This is a genomic window from Desulfogranum aggregans (assembly GCF_055398265.1).
The window spans coordinates 4,143,071-4,163,656 of the sequence record NZ_AP042447.1 but is presented as its reverse complement, the minus strand read 5'-3'; the positions used below and the strand labels follow the sequence as shown (position 1 = coordinate 4,163,656).

General features: G+C 53.9%; 14 protein-coding genes and 1 pseudogene. 4 read left to right on the top strand and 11 right to left on the bottom strand.

Annotated features, from left to right (window positions below; all coding sequences use genetic code 11):
* Window positions 1-13 precede the first annotated feature (13 nt).
* On the bottom strand, window positions 14-631 hold the full coding sequence (trhA, locus tag ACZ52Z_RS18325; protein WP_464268223.1) for a PAQR family membrane homeostasis protein TrhA: 618 nt from the start codon (window positions 629-631) through the stop codon (window positions 14-16).
* A 435-nt stretch (window positions 632-1,066) separates the two neighbouring features.
* Window positions 1,067-1,213, bottom strand: a pseudogene (locus tag ACZ52Z_RS18320) (transposase); the annotation flags it as partial.
* 493 nt (window positions 1,214-1,706) lie between these two features.
* Here ACZ52Z_RS18320 and ACZ52Z_RS18315 point away from each other — a divergent pair.
* Window positions 1,707-3,056, top strand: coding sequence for a hypothetical protein (locus tag ACZ52Z_RS18315; RefSeq protein ID WP_464268222.1), 1,350 nt, complete (start codon window positions 1,707-1,709; stop codon window positions 3,054-3,056).
* 340 nt (window positions 3,057-3,396) lie between these two features.
* Window positions 3,397-4,593 (top strand): porin, encoded by a 1,197-nt coding sequence (locus ACZ52Z_RS18310; RefSeq protein ID WP_464268221.1) that lies wholly within the window; start codon window positions 3,397-3,399, stop codon window positions 4,591-4,593.
* A gap of 103 nt (window positions 4,594-4,696) precedes the next feature.
* On the opposite strand, the gene ACZ52Z_RS18305 is transcribed toward ACZ52Z_RS18310, so the two are convergent.
* From ACZ52Z_RS18305 to ACZ52Z_RS18295, 3 genes are read right to left on the bottom strand one after another with little or no spacing between them, the layout of a single operon-like run.
* The gene (locus ACZ52Z_RS18305) at window positions 4,697-7,864 is read right to left on the bottom strand and encodes an efflux RND transporter permease subunit (RefSeq protein ID WP_464268220.1); all 3,168 of its coding nucleotides are present in this window, start codon (window positions 7,862-7,864) and stop codon (window positions 4,697-4,699) included.
* Entirely contained in the window at window positions 7,854-9,197 is a 1,344-nt protein-coding gene (locus tag ACZ52Z_RS18300) for an efflux RND transporter periplasmic adaptor subunit (protein ID WP_464268219.1), read from the bottom strand. The genes ACZ52Z_RS18305 and ACZ52Z_RS18300 overlap by 11 nt, the downstream gene beginning before the upstream one ends.
* Window positions 9,198-9,244: 47 nt before the next feature.
* Complete coding sequence (locus ACZ52Z_RS18295; protein ID WP_464268218.1) at window positions 9,245-10,642, bottom strand: efflux transporter outer membrane subunit; 1,398 nt, start codon at window positions 10,640-10,642, stop codon at window positions 9,245-9,247.
* A 171-nt stretch (window positions 10,643-10,813) separates the two neighbouring features.
* Between ACZ52Z_RS18295 and ACZ52Z_RS18290 the strand changes: the two genes are divergently transcribed.
* Both ACZ52Z_RS18290 and ACZ52Z_RS18285 read left to right on the top strand, forming a co-directional pair.
* Window positions 10,814-12,259, top strand: coding sequence for an ATP-binding protein (locus ACZ52Z_RS18290; RefSeq protein WP_464268217.1), 1,446 nt, complete (start codon window positions 10,814-10,816; stop codon window positions 12,257-12,259).
* Window positions 12,256-12,933, top strand: coding sequence for a response regulator (locus ACZ52Z_RS18285; protein ID WP_464268216.1), 678 nt, complete (start codon window positions 12,256-12,258; stop codon window positions 12,931-12,933). The genes ACZ52Z_RS18290 and ACZ52Z_RS18285 overlap by 4 nt, the downstream gene beginning before the upstream one ends.
* A gap of 24 nt (window positions 12,934-12,957) precedes the next feature.
* Here ACZ52Z_RS18285 and ACZ52Z_RS18280 read toward each other — a convergent pair whose 3' ends face one another.
* From ACZ52Z_RS18280 to ACZ52Z_RS18255, 6 genes are all read right to left on the bottom strand, one after another.
* Window positions 12,958-16,047, bottom strand: a complete 3,090-nt coding sequence (locus tag ACZ52Z_RS18280) for a transglycosylase domain-containing protein (protein ID WP_464268215.1) — start codon at window positions 16,045-16,047, stop codon at window positions 12,958-12,960.
* Window positions 16,048-16,287: 240 nt separating this feature from the next.
* Window positions 16,288-16,932, bottom strand: a complete 645-nt coding sequence (locus ACZ52Z_RS18275; RefSeq protein ID WP_464268214.1) for a YiaD family glycine zipper/OmpA-like lipoprotein — start codon at window positions 16,930-16,932, stop codon at window positions 16,288-16,290.
* 389 nt (window positions 16,933-17,321) lie between these two features.
* Window positions 17,322-17,522 carry a cold-shock protein gene (locus ACZ52Z_RS18270; RefSeq protein WP_464268213.1) on the bottom strand — a complete coding sequence of 67 codons (201 nt, stop codon included), beginning with the start codon at window positions 17,520-17,522 and terminating at the stop codon, window positions 17,322-17,324.
* A 252-nt stretch (window positions 17,523-17,774) separates the two neighbouring features.
* On the bottom strand, window positions 17,775-17,975 hold the full coding sequence (locus ACZ52Z_RS18265; RefSeq protein WP_464268213.1) for a cold-shock protein: 201 nt from the start codon (window positions 17,973-17,975) through the stop codon (window positions 17,775-17,777).
* Between the two features lie 250 nt (window positions 17,976-18,225).
* Window positions 18,226-18,426 carry a cold-shock protein gene (locus tag ACZ52Z_RS18260; RefSeq protein WP_464268212.1) on the bottom strand — a complete coding sequence of 67 codons (201 nt, stop codon included), beginning with the start codon at window positions 18,424-18,426 and terminating at the stop codon, window positions 18,226-18,228.
* Window positions 18,427-18,561: 135 nt separating this feature from the next.
* Entirely contained in the window at window positions 18,562-19,791 is a 1,230-nt protein-coding gene (locus ACZ52Z_RS18255) for a DEAD/DEAH box helicase (protein WP_464268211.1), read from the bottom strand.
* Window positions 19,792-20,586: the final 795 nt, after the last annotated feature.

Sequence of the window (20,586 nt, the reverse complement as noted above, 5' to 3'; positions counted from 1 at the left end):
AGAAATGAACCATCTAGAGGACATAGCAATAAATGGTGATGTACTGGAATGTACTTCCCGCCAAAACGCACACATGCCATACCCCATGATAATGCTTGACCCGTTTTTCATTTATGTAAAAAAATACTCCACATGTATAAAACAGACCGCCCAGCAGCAGCCAGGCAAAGCCGGAAACGCCTATTGCATGAATCAATGGTTTGATGGCTATTAAAATTATCCAGCCCATCACGAGATAAATGAGTATCGACTTCGCTCTATTTTCGTTGTGCAGGAACAATTCCAGCACAATCCCCAGAAGTGCAAGCCCCCACACCAGGCTAAAAATGATCCATCCCAGACCGCCCCTTAAAGTAATCAGGGCAAAAGGTGTATAGGTACCTGCAATAAGCAGATAAATTGCGAGAAAATCTAATTTTTGAAAAATACTTTTCGCCTTCCCCCGCAAACTATGGTTGAGGGTAGAAAATACATACAACAGGACAAGACTGATTCCATAGATACATACACTGACAAGGGACAGCGCCTCCCCTTTTCTGCTGGTCACGGTAATCAACGCAACTAGACCAGCAATAGCCGCTACAGAACCTGCAAGATGCGTAATGGAATTAAATCTCTCGCCTTTGTACATGCTGTTTCCTGATGCCGATTCTCCCATTGTTTACGGGAAAAAACCGTGCTGTACGCTATTTCAAACCTTTCTGCCAAAATACCGTCATGCCCCATACCAAGGCCACCCCGTCTCACCGTTTGACAACTGGAGCGTGATCGCTCAGCCGATAAATAGAGCGCCCCGGGACTCCTCAACACCATGACCCAAAAAACCGCTGAGCTCATGAACGTTGAGGAATCTACGTCTCGCTCCCTTCCGGGCGGAGCACAGTTGAGTAGACTATAGACTCTAATCCATGCGCTTTCAAGGACAGGGCAAGCGCATGCTTTGACCGTACGCCGTGATCGACAATAATAAACAACCGACCCCAAAGGGGCCGGTATTGATTAACCCCTGAAAGGGGATAAATTGCTTTGCCTCTAAAAGAGGCAAAGGGAGTTGCCCCCAAATTTTTCAAAATAATCGACGCTGTTGTTCGTGATAACTATCCCGCTCATCTTGATACTTGACATATTTCCTTATCATTTCAGCATCAAGGCCAACGGTATCAACACAATAGCCGCGTGATCAGAAATGATTACCCCAATAGGGTTCCCTTTCGGAATCGACTCATTGCTTTCTCCTTCTTCTACGTTGTGGGGACAACATAGTTGAAGATTTAGCAATGAGTCGTCCATACGGCAAAGCCTATGAACTCTGACCTTGGCCAAAGGCCAAGGGTTTCTATATTCGACTAAATACTATAAAGACCCCTTCACCCACCAGGCCGGTTCCCCTGAGCCTGTCCAAGAGAAAACAAGATTGGAACAGAACGGCAACGGTAGTTCGCACCTGACAAACATGGTCAAAGGCTCGGTGTCGAGAAATCGTCTTCAAAACCAGGGGTCCCGCATCCAACCCAGGCCGGGAGTGATCTCCCCAGGGCTTTCTGCCTTTTTTTTACCTGCAGGAATAAGCAATGTCAGGTGATCAGCCGATACAAAAAGAGAGCAAGGGGTTTCTGGAGCATTACTTGCTTGGAAAAAAAGGTAAAGGGGACTGGAGAGGCCAGTCCATCTGTCCCGGACGCTCGCATACGATGTGCTAAGAGATTATGGAAATACACAAGACTGTACAAACCACTGGGCAAACGCCAACCATACCTCAACTGGCAAAAACATCCGGCTCTTTTCAAGAAATGCTCGCCGGTGTGGTGGCTTCAGCAAAGCACGTCCCTGGACATCGGCAAGGTAAGGACGATCTGCTGGAAATTGGCACCATCACCACACAGACGCCCACCGTATCGGAGCTGCTGTACCAGCATGCGGATTTGAAAAAAAGAACCTGGGAAATCCTCCGCAATCCCCACAACCAAAAGAAAAATTACAGAGCTATACAAGCGGGCACCACCATATATCTTAATCCCCAATCTGGTGAATTATCCTGGTCACAGGGAACTGAAAAACATCCAGCCGGTCAGCTGAACAATGTGGTTAACGCGGTGCAAACGCGCTCCCCTGCACCTGCGAGAGGAGAGAGAGGACTGACGGCAAAGGAAACGCCGATGACGTCAACGGAGAAACCTGTTCGACTTGGCGTCATCACTAACGATGCGCCTACGGTTTCCCACGTTTTACGCAAAAATTCACGCTTCCGGGATCACGTCTGGAACATTCTCGACCAAGCGGTTAATGCAGAGAAACCCTTCCACCGTGTTCCGCCAGGCGCTACAGTAATGCTCAATCCTGCGACCATGGAGATTACCTGGGAATCCAAGGCAGCCGCCACCAGTTTCGCCCCTGTTGCCCAGTCACTCGCAGCAGAGAATAAAATAGCTCCTGCTGCAAAAGCACTCCCTGGCCGAGAGGAGACAGTTGCCGATCTCAGCCAGGCGGTACAATCCTACATAGGAAAGCCCTACAAGGAAATAGACTGCTACGAACTCCTGGTCAATGGCCTCAAACAGCTGGATATTCCCTACAGCGGGACCAATGGCCTCTACAGCAGATTAACCCGGTTAGCTGTTGATCGGGGGATGGCGGCAAATGCCTATCTCAATGGTGAGGGGATCGTTGAGGTGGCGGGTTCAACCATACTGGCCAAAAACTACCGAAATCTTACCGACTGGCAGACCAATGCCGAGAAATTGACCAGGGAAATGGAACCGCTGTTGAGTAATGGTCAAATCCTCTCTTTTTCAACTCAAACCAGGGGGCATACCGGAATTGTATCGCGCCAGGACGGCCGCTGGACCTTTATCAATTCCGGTATGCTGGACAATCCCGTCGGTGAGCCCACGCTTAACCGTGGTGTCGGCGAGGAAATCCTAAGCAGCGAAATTCGCAATTGGTTTAGACTGGCCCATAACAACGGAGAACCTCTACGGGTCACGTTGGGCGAGCTGCGACAGGAAAAAATTCGCACTGCTGCAAACAGCAGCCAATTGCCGGGTAACCGGATTTAATTCCGCTTGCCAGCTTCCCCCTTGACAACCTCTCGATTCGTGCCGGAATCACCTCTCATTTTTAAATCTCCCTGAATACATGCGCGGCGATTCACCCCCTGAGTCGTCACGATCTGGTTTCCTCCAAGGCAGAGAGGTTCGATCACCATTCTCCTCATTGGCTCCACACTGTCTTCATACTTTCCATGTACGTATACCTATGCATTAACCATGCAGAACATTGAAGGAAATCATCGGTCATCGCCAGTTGTCTATTGAGGTCTCGGCACTGAAAACGGATGGCTGCAAGGTTTCCCATCAAGGGTACTTACTGCCCGGAAGAATAACCAAGAAGCAAAAGATGAAAAAGGTATTTGCAGTCATTCCTGCACTGCTGCTTGCAGGTGGTATGGCAACCGCAGCAGAATTCGAGGACAAGTCCGGCATCACCATAACCGGTGACGCCCGCGCCCGTGTCATCTACAAAGATGACTATGAGTTCGGCAACAGCGATGACGATGCAAGCACAACTATGGACTCACGCGTACGGTTCGAAGTGACCGGTACCGCAGCCGGAGGCGCATATGCCCACGGACGCATTCGCCTGGCAGAGGAAAAGTTCAACGGTGAAACCGACATTGCACTGGACAACAATATCTACGTTGACAAAGCCTACATCGGCATCCCCTTTAACGACGCTTTTACACTGGAGGCGGGAAAATACCGCGTGAGCTACGGCAACGGTTTCATGTATGATGATATCGGCCTTGCCGGTTTTCGCGGCATCTATAATACAGACAATTTCCGCCTGATTCCATTTCTCGAAGTGGAGTCTGAGGGGCAGGAATCTGGTGATGAAACCGATGTCACAGAAGATAACGACAGCTACCGTTATGGTGCTGCCGCCAATTACGCCATAAGCAATTGGAATCTTGGCGGTATTGCAGCGTACCAGACGGATGATCGTTCGGCCGTTGACCCTCAGGAGCAAGGTTTTTTCGGTACCATGTTCGGGAAATGGAAAAACGGACAATTCGGGGTGGAAGGCGAGTTTTCTTACGCCGAAGCTGACCTCAGTGATTTTACAGGTGATTCAGACGGGTTTGGCGGGTATCTCCGTGGTTTGTGGTATAGAGACGCACTGACCATGTCGCTCGATCTCGGCTTTACCAAAGACGGGTTTACGCCTGATGAATACTATGGCTTTATCATGATCGGTGGCGACCACCCGATTACAGTTGACGAATTCGGCGATGATACAGGTGACTGGACCTGGGGCGGCCTGACCGCGACCTACGCGCTCACCGAGGCACTCAGCCTCACGGGTAACATCGTCTACGTTGACATTGACGATGGCGATGATGTTGACGTTACCGACGAACGGCTAGCCAACTATCTGGAGGTCTCCGGTGCGCTCAGGTACACTCTCTCCAAAGGCTGCACCCTCTCCTGGTATGCGGGGTATTTACAGCCTGACTACGATGGCCGGCTTGACGGCGTGGCGGTTGAAGATGACGGCGCATTCGGTTCCTATGCAAAAATTGACATAGAGTTCTAACCATTGCCAAGAAAAAAGCGGGTCTTTCCTGGCCCGCTTTTTTCTTGGTGATCCCGCGACGGCATCATTTCGAGCTGAGCGTACTCTTTCAAGCCTCGGAACGTTATCCGTTCTTGCCCGCTGCCGCCGGTGCCTCCACCGGCTCTCCCTCTGCTGTCGGGAGAGCCTTCCCTGCCGGTGCATAGAGCCGATGCAGCAGTCGGCCGAGATCATCACAGACCAGCACCAGGCAAGGGATCAGTACTAACACAATCAAGGTCGCAAAGAGAATGCCATAGCCCAGGGAGAGCGCCATAGGGATCATGAACCTTGCCTGACGGGAAGTTTCAAAAATCATGGGCGCCAAACCGCCAAAGGTGGTCAGAGTAGTGAGCAGGATCGGCCGAAAGCGCCTTGTGGCTGCACGGTGGATGGCCGCATAAACCGAAAGCCCCCGGGCACGTTCTTTATTGGCAAAATCAATCAGCACCAGGGAATCGTTCACCAGCACCCCGGAAAGGGCTACAATGCCCATCATGCTCATGACACTCAGATTGTAGCCCATGACCATGTGGCCAAGCACCGCACCGACAACCCCAAAGGGAATGGCAGTCATAACGATTATCGGCTGAACATAGCTCCTGAAGGGGATCGCCAACAGGAAATAGATCACCAGCAGCGCCCCGCCGAGCCCCAGGAAAAGGCTGCCGATACTTTCCTGCATATCAGCCTGCCGCCCCTGGTAGCTATAGGAGAGGCCGGGATAAATCTTGACCAGTTCCGGCAGGATGGTGGTATCCAATGCCGTCCGGACAATTCCGGTCTCACCAATGGGCTCCACATCCGCGCCAACAGTCACGGTTCGCCTCCCGTCTCGTCGCTTGATTACACTGTATGCCCTGCCCCGTTCCATCTCCGCCACGTACGATAGGGGCACATAATCGCCGTCAGGCGTTCGAATGAACATGGTCTCCACATCATACTCGCTCAACCGTTGCTCCTCGGGCAACCGTACCTGCACCGTCACTTCGTTTCGTCCACGCTGTTGCTTGAGGGCTGCAACCCCCTGAAAGCTGTTGCGTACCTGGCTGGCAATGGCCGCACCGGTCAACCCCAGGCTTTCCCCCTCCGGGGTAATCCTGAAATCGAGCTGTTCCTTGCCGGGCGTGAAACCGTCATCCACATCGGTCACCTGACTGAAACCACTGAGTTGCTCAGCCAATGCAGCGCTTGCACGATCAAGGGTATCAATATCCCGATGTGATAATTCAACAGAAAGTGATTTTCCCCGTCCCGGACCTCCCCGGTCAAATTCAAAACGCAGTGACTGCAGTCCCGGGATGGAGCCGGTTTCCTTTCGCCATAAGCCGGTCAACTGTCGGGTGGACAAGGTGCGCAGCTCCGGATCAACCAGGAAAGCGCGCACTTCAACCTGGCTATCATCGATGCTGGTAAAAACATCGGTCACCGGTGTCTGGCCATCCTGCCTGTCTAGTATCCGTTGCAAGGAACCGACCAGCCGCTCACGAACCTGCTCAGCCTTTTCCATGGGACTGCCATAGGGAAGTGTGGCGGTCACCACCGCATAGTCAGACTCCACCCTGGGCATGAGGATTAACCCTATTCTTCCACTGAAGACATACCCTGCGATCACCATAAGCAATGCAATGCCTGCGGCAACCGTCAGGTAGCGGTAACGAAGAACCCCATGGAGTACTGGACCGTATACCGATTCAATGAAATGGGTAAGGCCACGGCTGACGGCCTGCTGTCGATCAGCAATATAACGCCCAAAGCGATTGCCCCGACCGGAATGGCTGTGGGCGAGATGGGCCGGAAGAATAAAAAGCGATTCCACCCATGACACCACAAACACGGTGATGACCACAATCGGGATCACCTTCCAGATTTTCCCCATCACCCCGGGGATAAAGAGCATGGGCAGAAAGGCCGCAATATTGGTCAGGATGCTGAAGGTAATGGGAACTGCCACATCCCGCGCCCCTGCAATGGCAGCCTCCAGATATCCATTGGTATGCCGACGGTACTCGTAGATATTCTCCCCGGCAATAATGGCATCGTCGACCACGATCCCCAGGGCGACAATAAAGGCAAACATGGAGATCATATTGATTGATACATCAAACCCCGGCAGCAGGAGCAGACACCCCATAAAGGAGATCGGGATACCCATGGTTACCCAGAAGGCCAGCTTGATCTCGAGAAACAGCCCCAGCAGCACCAGCACCAGTGCCAGGCCGATGGCGGCATTCTTCAACAGCAGTTCCAGGCGTTGACCATAGACCTCTGATTGATCTCTGCTGATCTTCCAGGATATGCCCGGCGGGAGGTCCGGTGCGATTTCCGCCATGGCCGTCCGAACGCTTGCCGCAACTCCAATCGGTGTTTCATCACCCACCCGGTAGACATCCATGGCAATGGTGGGTTGGCCGTTAAAAGTGACAGCCCGATCACTGTCTTCAAACCCCTCGCTGACCTCCGCAATATCATCCAGGTAGAGCACCGTTCCGTCATCACCACTGATGACAGGGATGTGGGCAAATTCAGACGCCCAATCACGGCGATCACGTACCCGCAACAGTATCTCTCCGGCATCGGTCTTGATCTCACCGCCAGGAATTTCCACCGAGGCCTCCTTGATCGCCGAGGCAACCATTTCCATGCTCAGCCCATGGGCACGGAGTGTTTCCTGGCTCACCTCCACATGAATCTCCAGATCTCTGGCGCCGACGATACTCACCTGCGAAATCCCCTGCTGCTGGAGCAGTCGATCGCGTACCTGCTCTCCCAGTTCCCGCAGCACCAGCTCACTGGCGTTACCGTACAGGCTGAGCTGCAGCACTTCCCGCTTGCGCGAACTCAGGGAGACCACCGGTTCTTCGGCATCATCGGGAAAGGTGGTGATTCGGTCGATCTCCTGCTTGACCTCCTGCAGGACTTTCTGGCGATCAACCCCATCCTGCAACTCCGCGGCCACCTGTCCACTACCTTCAGAAGCGGTAGCGGATATCTCGCTGATACCCTCAATGGAGGAAATCGCCTCCTCCACCACTAGGATGATGCCCTGTTCAACTTCTTCCGGACTTGATCCCTGATAGGCAACGCTGATACTCACTGTATCAAGCTCAAATTCGGGAAAAACCTCTTTCTTGATGTGCTGTGCGCTGAACACCCCGCCCAACAGCAGAAACACCATAAGCAGATTGGGAGTGACCCGGTTGCGGGTCATCCAGGCGATGGGACCGGAGGACTGCTTCAATCTATTTTGCATCGGTTTGCTCTCCTTCGGGGCGGGCTCTCTGCTCGTTGGCAACACCTTTTCCTCCTGTTTGCCCCTGACCGGAGGTGTGCGAACCCAATCGGCTGAGCACCATCCCCTCAACCGGGGTGGAGATGTTGGTGGTAATCACCTCTTCCCCATCACTGATACCTTCGGTGATCAATACACTCTCCCGATTTCTGAAGCCTATTTCCACTTCACGAATCCCCAACTCCCCTGAAGATGAAAAAACCCATAACCGATTGCCGTCGTGCAGGTACTCCCGAGGGAGTTTGACGGCCATATCAATGGGTCTGCCCTCGATAACCACCCGAACAAAGGAATCTATTAATACCTGCGGTTTCCCTGTATTCTCCGAGAGCAGCGCCAGCGGGTCCTTCACCTCAATCAGCAGCCTCGCCATGCGTCCCTTGGTCTCGAGCCCCGGGAGTAACTGGATCACGCGGCCTTCACGATAAAGGACATCATTCCATGCCGTTGGGTTGTACACCTTGACCAGGCTCCCGGTTTTTTCCAGACCGGAGGGCAGCGAAATCCATTGAAGCTGTTCTTCGGGGACCGATACCTCCACCCAGTAATTATCCGAACCTACCAGGGTCGCCAGGGGGGTAGCGGTTGACACCCAGGTACCGATATCCACGCTCTTTGCCTGGACAACCCCGTTAAAGGGCGCCCTGACCGTGGTTCTAGCCAGATTAAGCTGTGCCTGTTCCAACTTGGACTGAGCAATGGTCAGTTCTGTCTGCAGGGTGCTGAGCTGGGGCTCTCTGAGCATCAGTCGTTTTTCCGCCGCCGACACCTCTTCTCCCAGCAGTTCAAACTCCCGCTTCACCACCAGTTGATTTCCCTCTTCAAGTATAAGGTTGTTGCGGGCCTGCACCACCGCATATTCCTGCTGGGTCATGGCCAGCAGATAATCCGCAGGATCAAGCTGGAGCAGCATATCCCCCTCGACGATCCTACCACCAGGGACAAAATGTTCACTCAGGGCCGTCACCTTCCCGCTGACCTGAGGATTCAGCTCAATCGACCGCGCGGCCTTCACCACGCCCATGGCATGGAGCATGGTCGGATAGGCGTCATAGGCAATGGTTGTTGTTCGCACCCCAACGCCAGTTGTTTTTGGCGGGACAGGGCGAGCCTGCGGTCCGGTATTCATCAATAAGAGGGTGATCCCCGCTCCAACCGCCAGTGCTGCTACCGGAAGCAGGTAGCGAATACAGAAAAGCACCGCAGATCGCAGAGCCCGGCCCTGTGGTGCCGGTGTTTCTGCCGATAACCGCTGATCGGGCAACCTGTCTCTTTCCACGTCTTGCATATTCATATCCTCTCATTACTCTTCTTGTCTGTTTTCCTAACCCTCCAGAGGGATCACGCCTTACTGTATTTCCAGCCACTGCCCAGGGCTCGGCACAGTTCAATCCGGTACAACAGGAGTTCCTTGTGGGCGCTGATCCGCGTTTGCTGAAGCGACTGGAGGGAAATAAGTGCCGTCAACACCCGTTGATAATCCTCCACCCCCTTGAGATAGCGATCCTTGACCTGTTCCAGGGTTTTTTCTGCCAGGTCCAGCTGTGCATCCAGGCTCTGGATATACAGTTGCTGGCGACGCTCTTTCACCAGGGCGTCCTCCACTTCCCCCACGGCGTCCAGTAGGGCCTGGCCATAGAGGTGCAGTTGCTCTGCTGCCACCGCCCGCGTCCGTCGCACCTCGGCCTTCCGCGAACCGCCGTCGAGAAGAGGTGCGGTCAGCCCGGCCATGAGGGAACCCAGATAATCGCTGAAAATGTCTGTGGAGGGTCTATTGATGGTTTCAAGCGACGCGCTCAGGCGCAACGAGGGGTATCGGTCAGCCACGGCCACCGCCACCCGCTGGTCGGCCGCCTGAAGAGCCAGAAACGAGCTGCGGACATCCGGACGGGATTGAATCGCCTCCGCCGGGATGCCGGTGGCAGGCAACCCCGGCAATTCAACCAGCTGTGCAGGCACTGACCACTCGCCAGAGCCGGGAACCGCCCCCAGTAAAATGGCCAGCGCATGCTCTGTCTGCGCTTTTTGGGCCAGCAGTTGCTCCCGGTCACCCTGTTGGGACTCGATCAGCTGCCGCTGCTGGAGTACGTCAGCAAAGGGAACCTGGCCCGTGCGAAACTGGACCGTGATCAGGTCCAGTCCCTTGGTATTGGTCCTGATCTGCACCTCAAGCAGCCAGAGGGAGGCGCTTTGCCCCACTAAATCAAACCAGGTGGCGGCAACCTCCGCAGCCAGGGTCATGGCGGCGGCATCAAGATCAGCCCCGGTCGCTTCCACATCGAACCTGGCTGCCTCCACCTCTGAACCGATCTTGCCCCACAGATCAACCTCATAAGCGGCGGCAAGCCCCAGAGACAAGGTATCACTCTTTTCCATCACTCCGTCAGTATGCTCGAACGTATGGCTGCCGTCCGCTTCACCATCCAGGGAGGGAAACAGGCCGGACCTGGTTCTCCCATACACCGCCTGTGCCTGGTGCAGGCGATCCCAGCCACTCTTGAGGGTAAAATTATCGCTCAATGCCTGTTCGATGAGCGTATTCAATTGCTGATCGCCAAAAGAGAGCCACCACTTTTGCGCCAACACACCGTTACCGGAACGGGAAAAGGCCGCCGGAAGGGCAATCGAAGCTTCCGGCTCCCTTGTAACCCGTGCAGTGCACCCTGAGAGCAGAAGCACTGACAGCAGCGAGCACAGGAGCTTACGGCTGATGGGATTTTTTTTTGTGGTATTCTTCATGAGCATTTCGTTGAAAAAACTGGAGTGTGGTTACCTGCCTGGCTTACAACGTAGTCTGCTAATTTCGAAGAAATGAGAAAACATTGTGCAAAAGAAGATTTCTTACACAAATTGTCCTATTGTCATGGGTGAGGACAAAACCAGGAAAGGTACCTTTCTCCCCCCATGCCTATGAACCTATCGATTCAATATAAACTCTTCACAGCCATACTCTTTGCCGCCCTGGCGGTTGTCGGCTACATGGCGGCGGTGATTCAGTGGAGTTTTGACCGTGGCTTCCTTGAATACGTCAACCTGGAAGAGCAGCAGGAAGCGCAGCAACTGGCCAGGCAGATAGAGACTTATTACGCCGAATACGGGAAATGGAAGCTGCTCATGGACCGTCCCCTGATGATGCTGGAACTGCATGCGCGTACCATGCCCGAGGGAAAGAAAAGGGACCGTTTACTGGAAATGGCCAAAAAGAATGAACTCCCGGACTGGATATTGACGCCACCGGAAAAAGGGAGCAAGCGTCCCCGCCATCCTATCCAGCGAACCGTTATTTTCGATATGAACCAACAGGTCATTTTCGGTTACAGGCAGGGCAGGAAAAAACCGCCCCACCTGATTCCGATCATGCATAGCGGCTCCCAGGTCGGCACCCTCGGCCTCTACCCGCCGCAGAAGATATCCGAGACCCACCAGCTCCTGTTTGTGGAAAAACAGCGACTGGTGATCCTGCTGGTGGGCATTGCCGCGGTCTTCATCACCATCGGCATCTCTCTGCCCCTGGCCTACCACCTGACCAAACCCATCAGGCGTCTCTCTGATGCAGCCAGAGCGCTGATAGGCGGCAACTACGCCACCAGGGTTCCTCAACAGGCAAAGGATGAGCTGGGACGATTGTCTGCCGATATGAATAAACTGGCAGCGACCCTGGAGGAAAACGAAGTTCAGCGAAAACGGTGGGTAAGCGATATTGCTCATGAACTGCGTACCCCGCTTACCACTCTCCGTGGGGAAATCGAGGCCCTGCAGGATGGCATCCGCCATCCGGACCAGCGGACCTACGATAATCTGCACCGAGGGGTAATGCGATTGAGCCGACTGGTGGAAGACCTCAACGATCTGGCCCGTGCCGATAGAGCCTCTCTCTCCATTATTACTGAAGAGCTTGACCTCTGCCGGGTGGTGAAAGACGAGCTGAACGCCTATCAGCAGGAGGCAGAGGAGGCAGGGCTTCACCTTGACATGCACCCGCTTCCCGAGACGGCACTGGTCCGTGGTGACCGTCAACGGCTGCAGCAGCTGATCGGTAACCTCCTAACCAACTCGATCAGGTATACGGACAGGGGCGGGACAATCACGGTAGTACTGGAGAGAGATCCGTTATCAATCCGTCTGGGAATACGGGATACCCACCCCGGGGTACCGGATCAGGCACTGCCCCGCCTCTTTGATCGACTCTACCGGGTTGAGCAAAGCCGCAGCAGGGCCCTGGGCGGCTCCGGTCTCGGGCTCGCCATCTGCAAACAGATCGTGACCGCGCATCAGGGAACCATCACTGCTCAACATGCCCCGGAAGGGGGGCTCTGGATTCAGGTCACCCTTCCGACTCATAAGGAGACAACATGAGCCAGATAATCCTCGTCGTAGAAGATGAACCACCTGTGGCTGAACTGCTCAGCGATTACCTGGAGGCTGCAGGGTTCTCCGCCCACATCCTCGATGATGGCGGAGAGGTGGAGAACTGGGTCAGGCAGCATTCGCCACAATTGATTGTGCTCGATATCATGTTGCCGGGCAAAGACGGCATCAGCCTGTGTCGGGATATACGCAGATTCTCCCAGGTACCCATTATTATGGCCACAGCCCGAGCGGAGGAGATTGACCGATTGATAGGCCTTGAGCTGGGGGCGGATGATTACATCTGTAAGCCCTACAGCCCCAGGGAAGTGGTGGCCAGGGTAAAGGCTGTACTCCGACGGGCGAGCACGAGCCCGTCATCTGAAAGTGAGGTAGTGATGGTTGACAGGGAAGGCTTTCGCGTCTTTCTTCGCGACAAGGACCTGGGGCTCACCAAGGTGGAATTTGAGCTGTTTGCAGTCCTCTATTCCCAGCCTGGCCGAATTTTCTCCCGGAGCCAGCTCATTGATCGCATCTACCAGGATCACCGTGCAGTCAATGATCGCACAGTGGACAGCCACGTCAAGAAGCTCCGCCTGAAAATAGCGCAGGCCTGTCCCAACCTGGAGCTCATCCGCTCGGCCTATGGCATCGGCTATAAATACGAGGAACCAAACGGTTGACAGGAGGGTACCGAGTGCAATGACTCAGGGAAGCGCACCTGTTCCCGAGGTAATATCGGTGTAATCGATTAATTTTCTCATCAGGTCATTGTACACTCTGGCCGGACCGGTACCTCCGTACACCCCATCCATAGTCGTCGGTTGATCATTGCCCAGCCACACCCCTATCACCAGGTCGGCAGTATAGCCGATAAACCAGGCGTCAACAAACCCATCGCCGGTGCCTGTTTTTCCGGCAAGCATGACTGCGCCAGAGAGGCCTTCGGTTGCTCGCCGACCGGTGCCGTAGCGGACAACATCACGCAGCATCGAGTTGAGGTCGGAGATATCTTCGCGTCGAAAAACCTGTTTAGCCTTTTCTTCCGGTCGGTGCCAGATAGTCTTTCCGGATTCACTGGTTATTGCCCTCACGGTATATGGCTGCACCGCTTTTCCGCCATTGGCAAAAACGCAGTAAGCCGCTGTCATCTCTATCAGGGAAACCCCGTTTTGGCCAAGCGCCACGCCCCATTGTTTTCTCATGGTATCCGGCGCTATGCCAAGACGCTCAACCGTGCCGAACAATCGCTCAAAGCCCACATGACTGTACAGAAGGTGAACCGCCGCCGTATTGATGGAATGGACCAGCCCATCGCGCAGACTGACATAGGCGTACTGCTTCCCATCGTGATTTCTCGGCTGGTAAGGTTTGGCACTCCCCTGCATGGGGATGGAGACCGGCCCTGCATAAATACGTGAGTCGGGCTCAAGCCCCGACTCCAATGCGGCCAGATAGACGAAAGGTTTAAACGCAGAGGCTGGAGGACGGGGCAACAGGCCCTCTGTCCGTTTAGCTCGATTGAAATATCGCCCTCTCTCTCCAACCCCTCCAGCCATGGCCAGCACTTGCCCATCGGGACGCATGACGACCACCGCCCCCTGGCTTACCGGTTTCCCCCTTTTTTGCAACCGCGCCACCTCGTTATGCAGGGCTTTTTCCGCATATATCTGCACTTCTGCATTTAAGCTGGTCAGGACCTTGTAGTTCCCATCAGGCATTGATTGCATAATCGGCGCAATATCACTTTTGGCCCATTGCCACAGGTGCCCCAGGTAGGGTTTATGCACCTGTCTATTTCCGCTCCAGGGCCTGAAATTTTCAGGCAACACGTGGTCCGCATCCGTGTACCCATGCTGCCTCATCAGGGCAAGGATGAGCCTGGCGCGCTGGCTCGCTCCCTCCCGGTCCTGATGCCAATTCCATCCCGGTCGTTTGATCGCTGCAGCCAGATAGGCCGCCTCCGTCGTTTCAAGGTCGGACGCCTTTTTCTGAAAATAGTCGCGGGCCGCCATTTCTACCCCATAATTTCCGTTGCCCAGGTAGATGCGATTCATATACAAATTAAGGATTTCATCCTTGCTCAAGCCGGTTTCCATCTTCAACGCCCATAGCAGTTCACTGAGCTTGCGGGCAACTGATCGCTGTTCACTCAAGAACAGATTTCTTGCAAGCTGCTGGGCAAGCGTACTGTTCCCATGGCAGGCTCCGCCTGAGAGGGGATTCAGCTTCGATGCCGCACACATTGCGCCGGCTTGGGCAAATTTGGCCAGTATATAGGGGGCACTATGCTCATAAAAGCGGTGGTCCTCGCTGGCTATCACCGCCTGTTGAAAAGCTTCAGCAATATTTTCTCGACTGATATTCAGGCTGTAGTCATATCGATTACCAAAAAGCGTAACCCTGCTTTTCCCTTGGACATTCTTTTTTTTCACGTGAAAATGGGCGGAGCGGGCCAACTGTCTGGTTTCGTCCGCTCCAGGCAACGTACTCCACTGCAAGGCTACTCCAAGTGTGATCACCACCCCAACAGCCAGGGCAGCAACTGCCGACATCCTCGCTATCCTGAGCAATGAAAAACGGCTCGCATCCTTTGCCGGACAGGCACTCAATAACTCGTCGGCATGTTGACGAACCCTGAGGTCTTCATGCTCAGTCAATCGCTGTAAGAGCGCACGCGCCTTGCCGGCCTTATTGTTTTTCAGGTAGGTCTTTGCCCTTGCCAGCAGTTTTTCACCGTCACGACTTGCCTGCGCTTGGGTTCGACGAGGCTTTGCCTCTCCGGCAGCAGCATGCGACGGTTTTGCGCCAGCGGTCCTGGCTGCTCTTTTTTTGCTGAAAAATCCTGACCACGCCTTTGCCTTGTCGCCCTTTTCCGTAAAAGGCGGTGAATCCATCCCTGCATACCCATCGAGCGGCAGCGGTTTCTCCCCGGTCAAAAATGTCAGGGTTGATTCCCAGGCAATGTACTCCTCGGACGCTGGACCCTGACGACGGGCCTGTTCTATCAGGGCTGCAAACCAGATATCGTGGCGCCGCATTATGCCAAGGCTGACAGCCTGCCCCACAAGAGCCGCCAGGGACATGCCAGCCAACGAACACAACACAACCACCCCGTGGAATGGATGAGGAGAGGCGGCGGCGGTTATCGAAGCAAGAGGCAAATGGGCGAGAAGAACAACAATCGCAAAAACCTGGGCAACAGGGTTGCGCCGTACCTGATACTGAACAAAAGCATTGCTTCCATCCCTCGAGGGACGATGCCGCTTGCCCGCCATTGCCCCCAGCAGCCACCAACCGAAGGCGACAACGCCAAGATGGGCCACCCCATAGACAAGCCAGGGCGTCCCCCTGCTGCCTAAGTCCGGCAGCAACGGAAAAGTATAGACCAGAGCGAACGGTCCGGAGGCGAACGAGGAAAATTGGAGTTGCTGCAGGGCCTGCAGAGCAAACAGAAGCCCCAGCAGGCTGGTTACAGCGGCACCTGTAGGTCGCCGCATTCGCAGGCGAAAATAATGCCTGAGGGGTTGAGCAGGCAAAGGATGGCGAAAAACCGCTTTATGGTGGGATCCTTTGACCGTATACACCCATAACCAGAAACCTGCCGTGTGCCACGCGCAAGCCATGCAAAGAAAGGCGGCAAACAGATCCACCTCAAAGGCAAGGGGGAAAAATTCGAGTGTCCTCTCCACACCTTCACGGTAAAACGCTCCCCCTCCATCCCACACAACGGAGACCGCCCAGACCAGCAGATACAGTATGCCGAGCCGTATTCCTCCCCTGATCAATACCTGCACTCTCCTCATGTAAATGTTTGCCGGTACGGCAATGCCTGCTCATCCGGTCATCCTTGAAGTAACCAAAAAAGCTCTCTATTGTACCGCAAACCGAACTTGAACGCTCCTGGTGCCCTAGGATTCAGGCCCGAGATGTCAGGCAACTCAGGCAAACTGGAACCATGGACAGGTAGGCCAACGGTCACGGCCCGACGGTTAATCAGAAGCCTGATGCTCTCTGGCTGGCCTGGTTGATGGCGATCACTGCGTTACCGGGATGATCACTACCTCCACCCGTCGATTCATGGCATCACTCGAGGAAATGGGACGGCTTTCACCATAACCGATAGCCCTTATCCGGCTAGCGGCCACACCCTGCTGAATTAATGCGCTTTCAACAGCACGAGCCCTGCGCAGGGAAAGCTGCTGATTATACTGCTCAGACCCACGTGTATCGGTATGGCCGGCCACCTCGATCTGGGTTTGCGGGTACTTGTTGAGCACGGTCGCCATTCTGGAAATTTCTGTGTATCCCCCAGGCAGCAGGGAGGCGGAATCATACGCGAAAAAGGCCTCTCCCTTGAAGGTGGCAATCAGAACATCCTGACTCCGGCGAATACTTGCAGCTTCCGACATGGCCATCACATTCCGCAGTTCCCGTTCCTGGTTGTCCATGTAGAGCCCGACTTGGTTACCGGCAATACCACCGAGAGCCGCTCCTATGCCGGCACCGATCAGGGTCGATTCCGTATTGCTGCCAATGGCTTGGCCGAGAATTGCCCCCACTCCGGCCCCGACCCCGGCACCGATGGCAGTACCCTGTTTCTGGTTGGTGTCGAGGCTGGCGCATGAACTCAGGGAAACGGCCAGAGTAAGAACCACGAGTATATTTGCCCAAGATTTCATCTTTTTCCTCCAATATTCGTAAAAAGGTAGCCGAAAGGCCGGCGTGGTCACAGAAGGGTGACATACTAGAAAAAATGCCGAGGGTTGTCCAGTGGCGAGAAGCAAAAACTGACCGGATACAGGGTGATGTCTACACGATGTCGGGTCGGGTTACCTGGGTGTTGCGTCGGCGCTCGACCTCTCTCTTGGGAGGCATCGGTGCGGAAAGGTCACTGCGGTTTGCAGGCAGAACGGCAGGGAAACGCTGTAAATCCAGCCAATGGCCATCTCCCACTGGCTGGATCAATACCGTTTGTTTCAGGTTGCGGTTATGTTTCGCCGTCAGGAAAAAAAGCAAAAAAAAAGCCCCGCACTGAGTGCGGGGCTAAAGCGATGCGTAAACGTAGATTTTACAGCTGCACCACATTCGCGGCAGCGGGACCTTTCGGACCATCAACCACCTCAAAGCTCACCCGAGCGTTCTCATCAAGCGATTTAAACCCCTGGGCCTGGATGGCGCTGTGATGCACAAACACATCCTTGCCGCCGTCCTGCTCAATAAAACCAAACCCTTTTGCATCGTTAAACCACTTAACTGTTCCTTCTATCATTTTCTCCAACTCCTTTCATTGCCACCCCGACTGGGGATGGCTTTTGTGATACGGTCAGGTCGGATACCTTTCCTGCTGACCGGCAACCCCGAATGCTTATCACCCGGAGTCACCATACATTCGTACTGCGCTATGCTGCAGGCACCAGAGGAAACAACCGTTGTGCGACGCGTCCCTCTGTTGCCGATATATGTTGTTCGTCACCTGCCCGTGGCGTTTACCCCAGGCAGGTTCACAAAACGCCGAGCTCGCTTACAGCTGCACCACATTTGCGGCAGCGGGACCTTTCGGACCATCAACCACCTCAAAGCTTACCCGAGCGTTCTCATCAAGCGATTTAAACCCCTGGGCCTGGATGGCGCTGTGATGCACAAACACATCCTTGCCGCCGTCCTGCTCAATAAAACCAAACCCTTTTGCATCGTTAAACCACTTAACTGTTCCTTCTATCATTTTCTCCAACTCCTTTCATTGCCACCCCGACTGGGGATGGCTTTTGTGATACGGTCAGGTCGGATACCTTTCCTGCTGACCGGCAACCCCGAATACTTATCACCCGGAGTCACCATACATTCGTACTGCGCTATGCTGCAGGCACCAGAGGAAACAACCGTTGTGCGACGCTTTCCTCTGTTGCCGATATATGTTGTTCATCACCTGCCCGTGGCGTTTACCCCAGGCAGGTTCAAAACGCCGAGCTCGCTTACAGCTGCACCACATTTGCGGCAGCGGGACCTTTCGGACCATCAACCACCTCAAAGCTTACCCGAGCGTTCTCATCAAGCGATTTAAACCCCTGGGCCTGGATGGCGCTGTGATGCACAAACACATCCTTGCCGCCGTCCTGCTCAATAAAACCAAACCCTTTTGCATCGTTAAACCACTTAACTGTTCCTTCTGCCATTTTCTCCAACTCCTTTCATTGCCTCCCCGTCTGGGGATGGCTTTTGTGATACGGTCAAGCGGAAGACCTTTCCGTCTGACCGGCAACCCCGGATGCTCATCACCCGGAGTCACCATAAATTCATTACAGATTCCGTTATCCGGCAATGGGGGAAATGACTTTTGTTCGCCGATTCCTCCCCTTACCAGGGTATTTTCTTGGTTGATTGCCTGCCGATGGCCGCTGATTATTGCTCTTCTTCTTTTCCATTTCCACAGGCAGATCCATGGTCTCCAGCACCATTTTCATCCCGAGATTGCGTTCAACCTGGGCTATCATCGACATGTCGCCCCGGTCGGCAAAAGAAATGGCATGTCCATGCTTTTCTGCCCTTCCGGTCCGGCCAGTCCGATGAGTATAGGTTTCAGCCGTATCAGGGACATCATAGTTGATGACATGGGAGATATCGGACACATCAATACCACGCGCAGCAATATCGGTGGCAACCAGTATTGTAAAGGTGCCATCACGAAACCCGTCCATCGCTCGTTGGCGTTTCTGCTGAGACATGTTTCCCTGTAATGCAACGGCCTTGTGTCCCGCCTTTTCCAGTTGAATGGCCAGATTTTTGGCCTTGAACTTGGTGCGGGTAAATACCACGGCACTGGTTATCTCCTTGCCGGACAACAGCTTTTTCAGAAGAACCGTCTTACGGGGCTTTGCCACCTTATACAGTGCATGGGATATGGTTGCTGCGGCAACAGTGTGATTCACCTCCACCTTAACTGGATCGATCAGTATATCGTCAATAAGACGTTGAATGGCCCGAGGCATAGTGGCGGAAAAAACAAGATTCTGCCTTTTTTGCGGCAGTTGCCTGATTATCCGTTTGATATCAGGAAGGAATCCCTGGTCGAACATATGATCAGCCTCATCAAGAACCAGTGTTCCCACATGGTTGAGAGATATCCCCGGCTCAGTGAGCAGATCAAGCAGTCTCCCGGGGCAGGCGACGACGATATCCACTCCGGCGCGCAACCCCCGTAACTGGGGCTGCTTACCGACACCACCATAGACCACCACGCTTCGCAATGAAGTATTGTGAGCCAGACTCCGCACATTCTGGTGAATCTGCTCTGCCAGCTCTCTGGTCGGGGCGATAATGACCGCTCGAATACCCTTTCTTTTCCCGTTGAGCAGCCGCTGCAGGATTGGCAACACAAAGGCTGCTGTCTTTCCAGTGCCGGTCTGGGCAAGCCCGACACAGTCCTGACCGGCGAGAACAGGGGGTATGGCCTGTTCTTGAATCGGCGTTGGGCTGGTATAGCCGCAGGCAGCGATGTTTGCACATATCTGCTGCGAAAAATCAAATGTATTAAAACTCATTAAAACTCCGTCGTATAGTTGACATGCACACAACTAAGTGGACCAATTTCCAAAAAAGAAATGCATGTCTGGTCAGGTCAACAACCCAACCATAGAGGGATAGCCGTCGGCATGACAAGGGGCCGACTCGCAGCAATCCACATTCATACCGTTTTCCAATGTAAATAAGCAGTAGGAACTTCTCTAGTGACGTTCAACGCTGGACAACAACGAAGTTTACGAGGACTACATAAAGGAATGTTGCTTCTACTTTAGAGGATGTTGCGCACACCATACACTACTTGGCGATGAATGCAATTAATAATTATTTTTATCGCTCTTTTTTTCTCCTGAACCGGTTGGTGTACCAGCGACAGGTGGCAGGCAGAGCCGGCTCCACCGCATCTCCGCGCTCTATTAAATACCCCCCTCCCCTACAGGAAGGACTTTTTAACCGTTTTCACTACAGAGTGCCAACAAATTCATACTGCCCTCTCGCTCCGATATGCTGCTGAAACGCTCCTAATATTTCTCTCCGCATGATGATGCCATTACAGCTGGCACCATACTCTCAATCAGTGACTGCTGCGCATCTCCATATTCCCAATTGTCGGTTCCCTACATACTCAATCCGTGACGGTATACAACACGATTTCTGCCGATAGATTGGTGACAGAGAAGAAAGCTGGTACGAATACAGACACTGAGACTCATCAAACCGACCTATCAGACATCCATGAGCGCTTCAGCTTGTGTTGGCAACCATTGATGTATCAGTGTACCAGCAGATGCGTTGCTCCATTGCACCTGCACGCT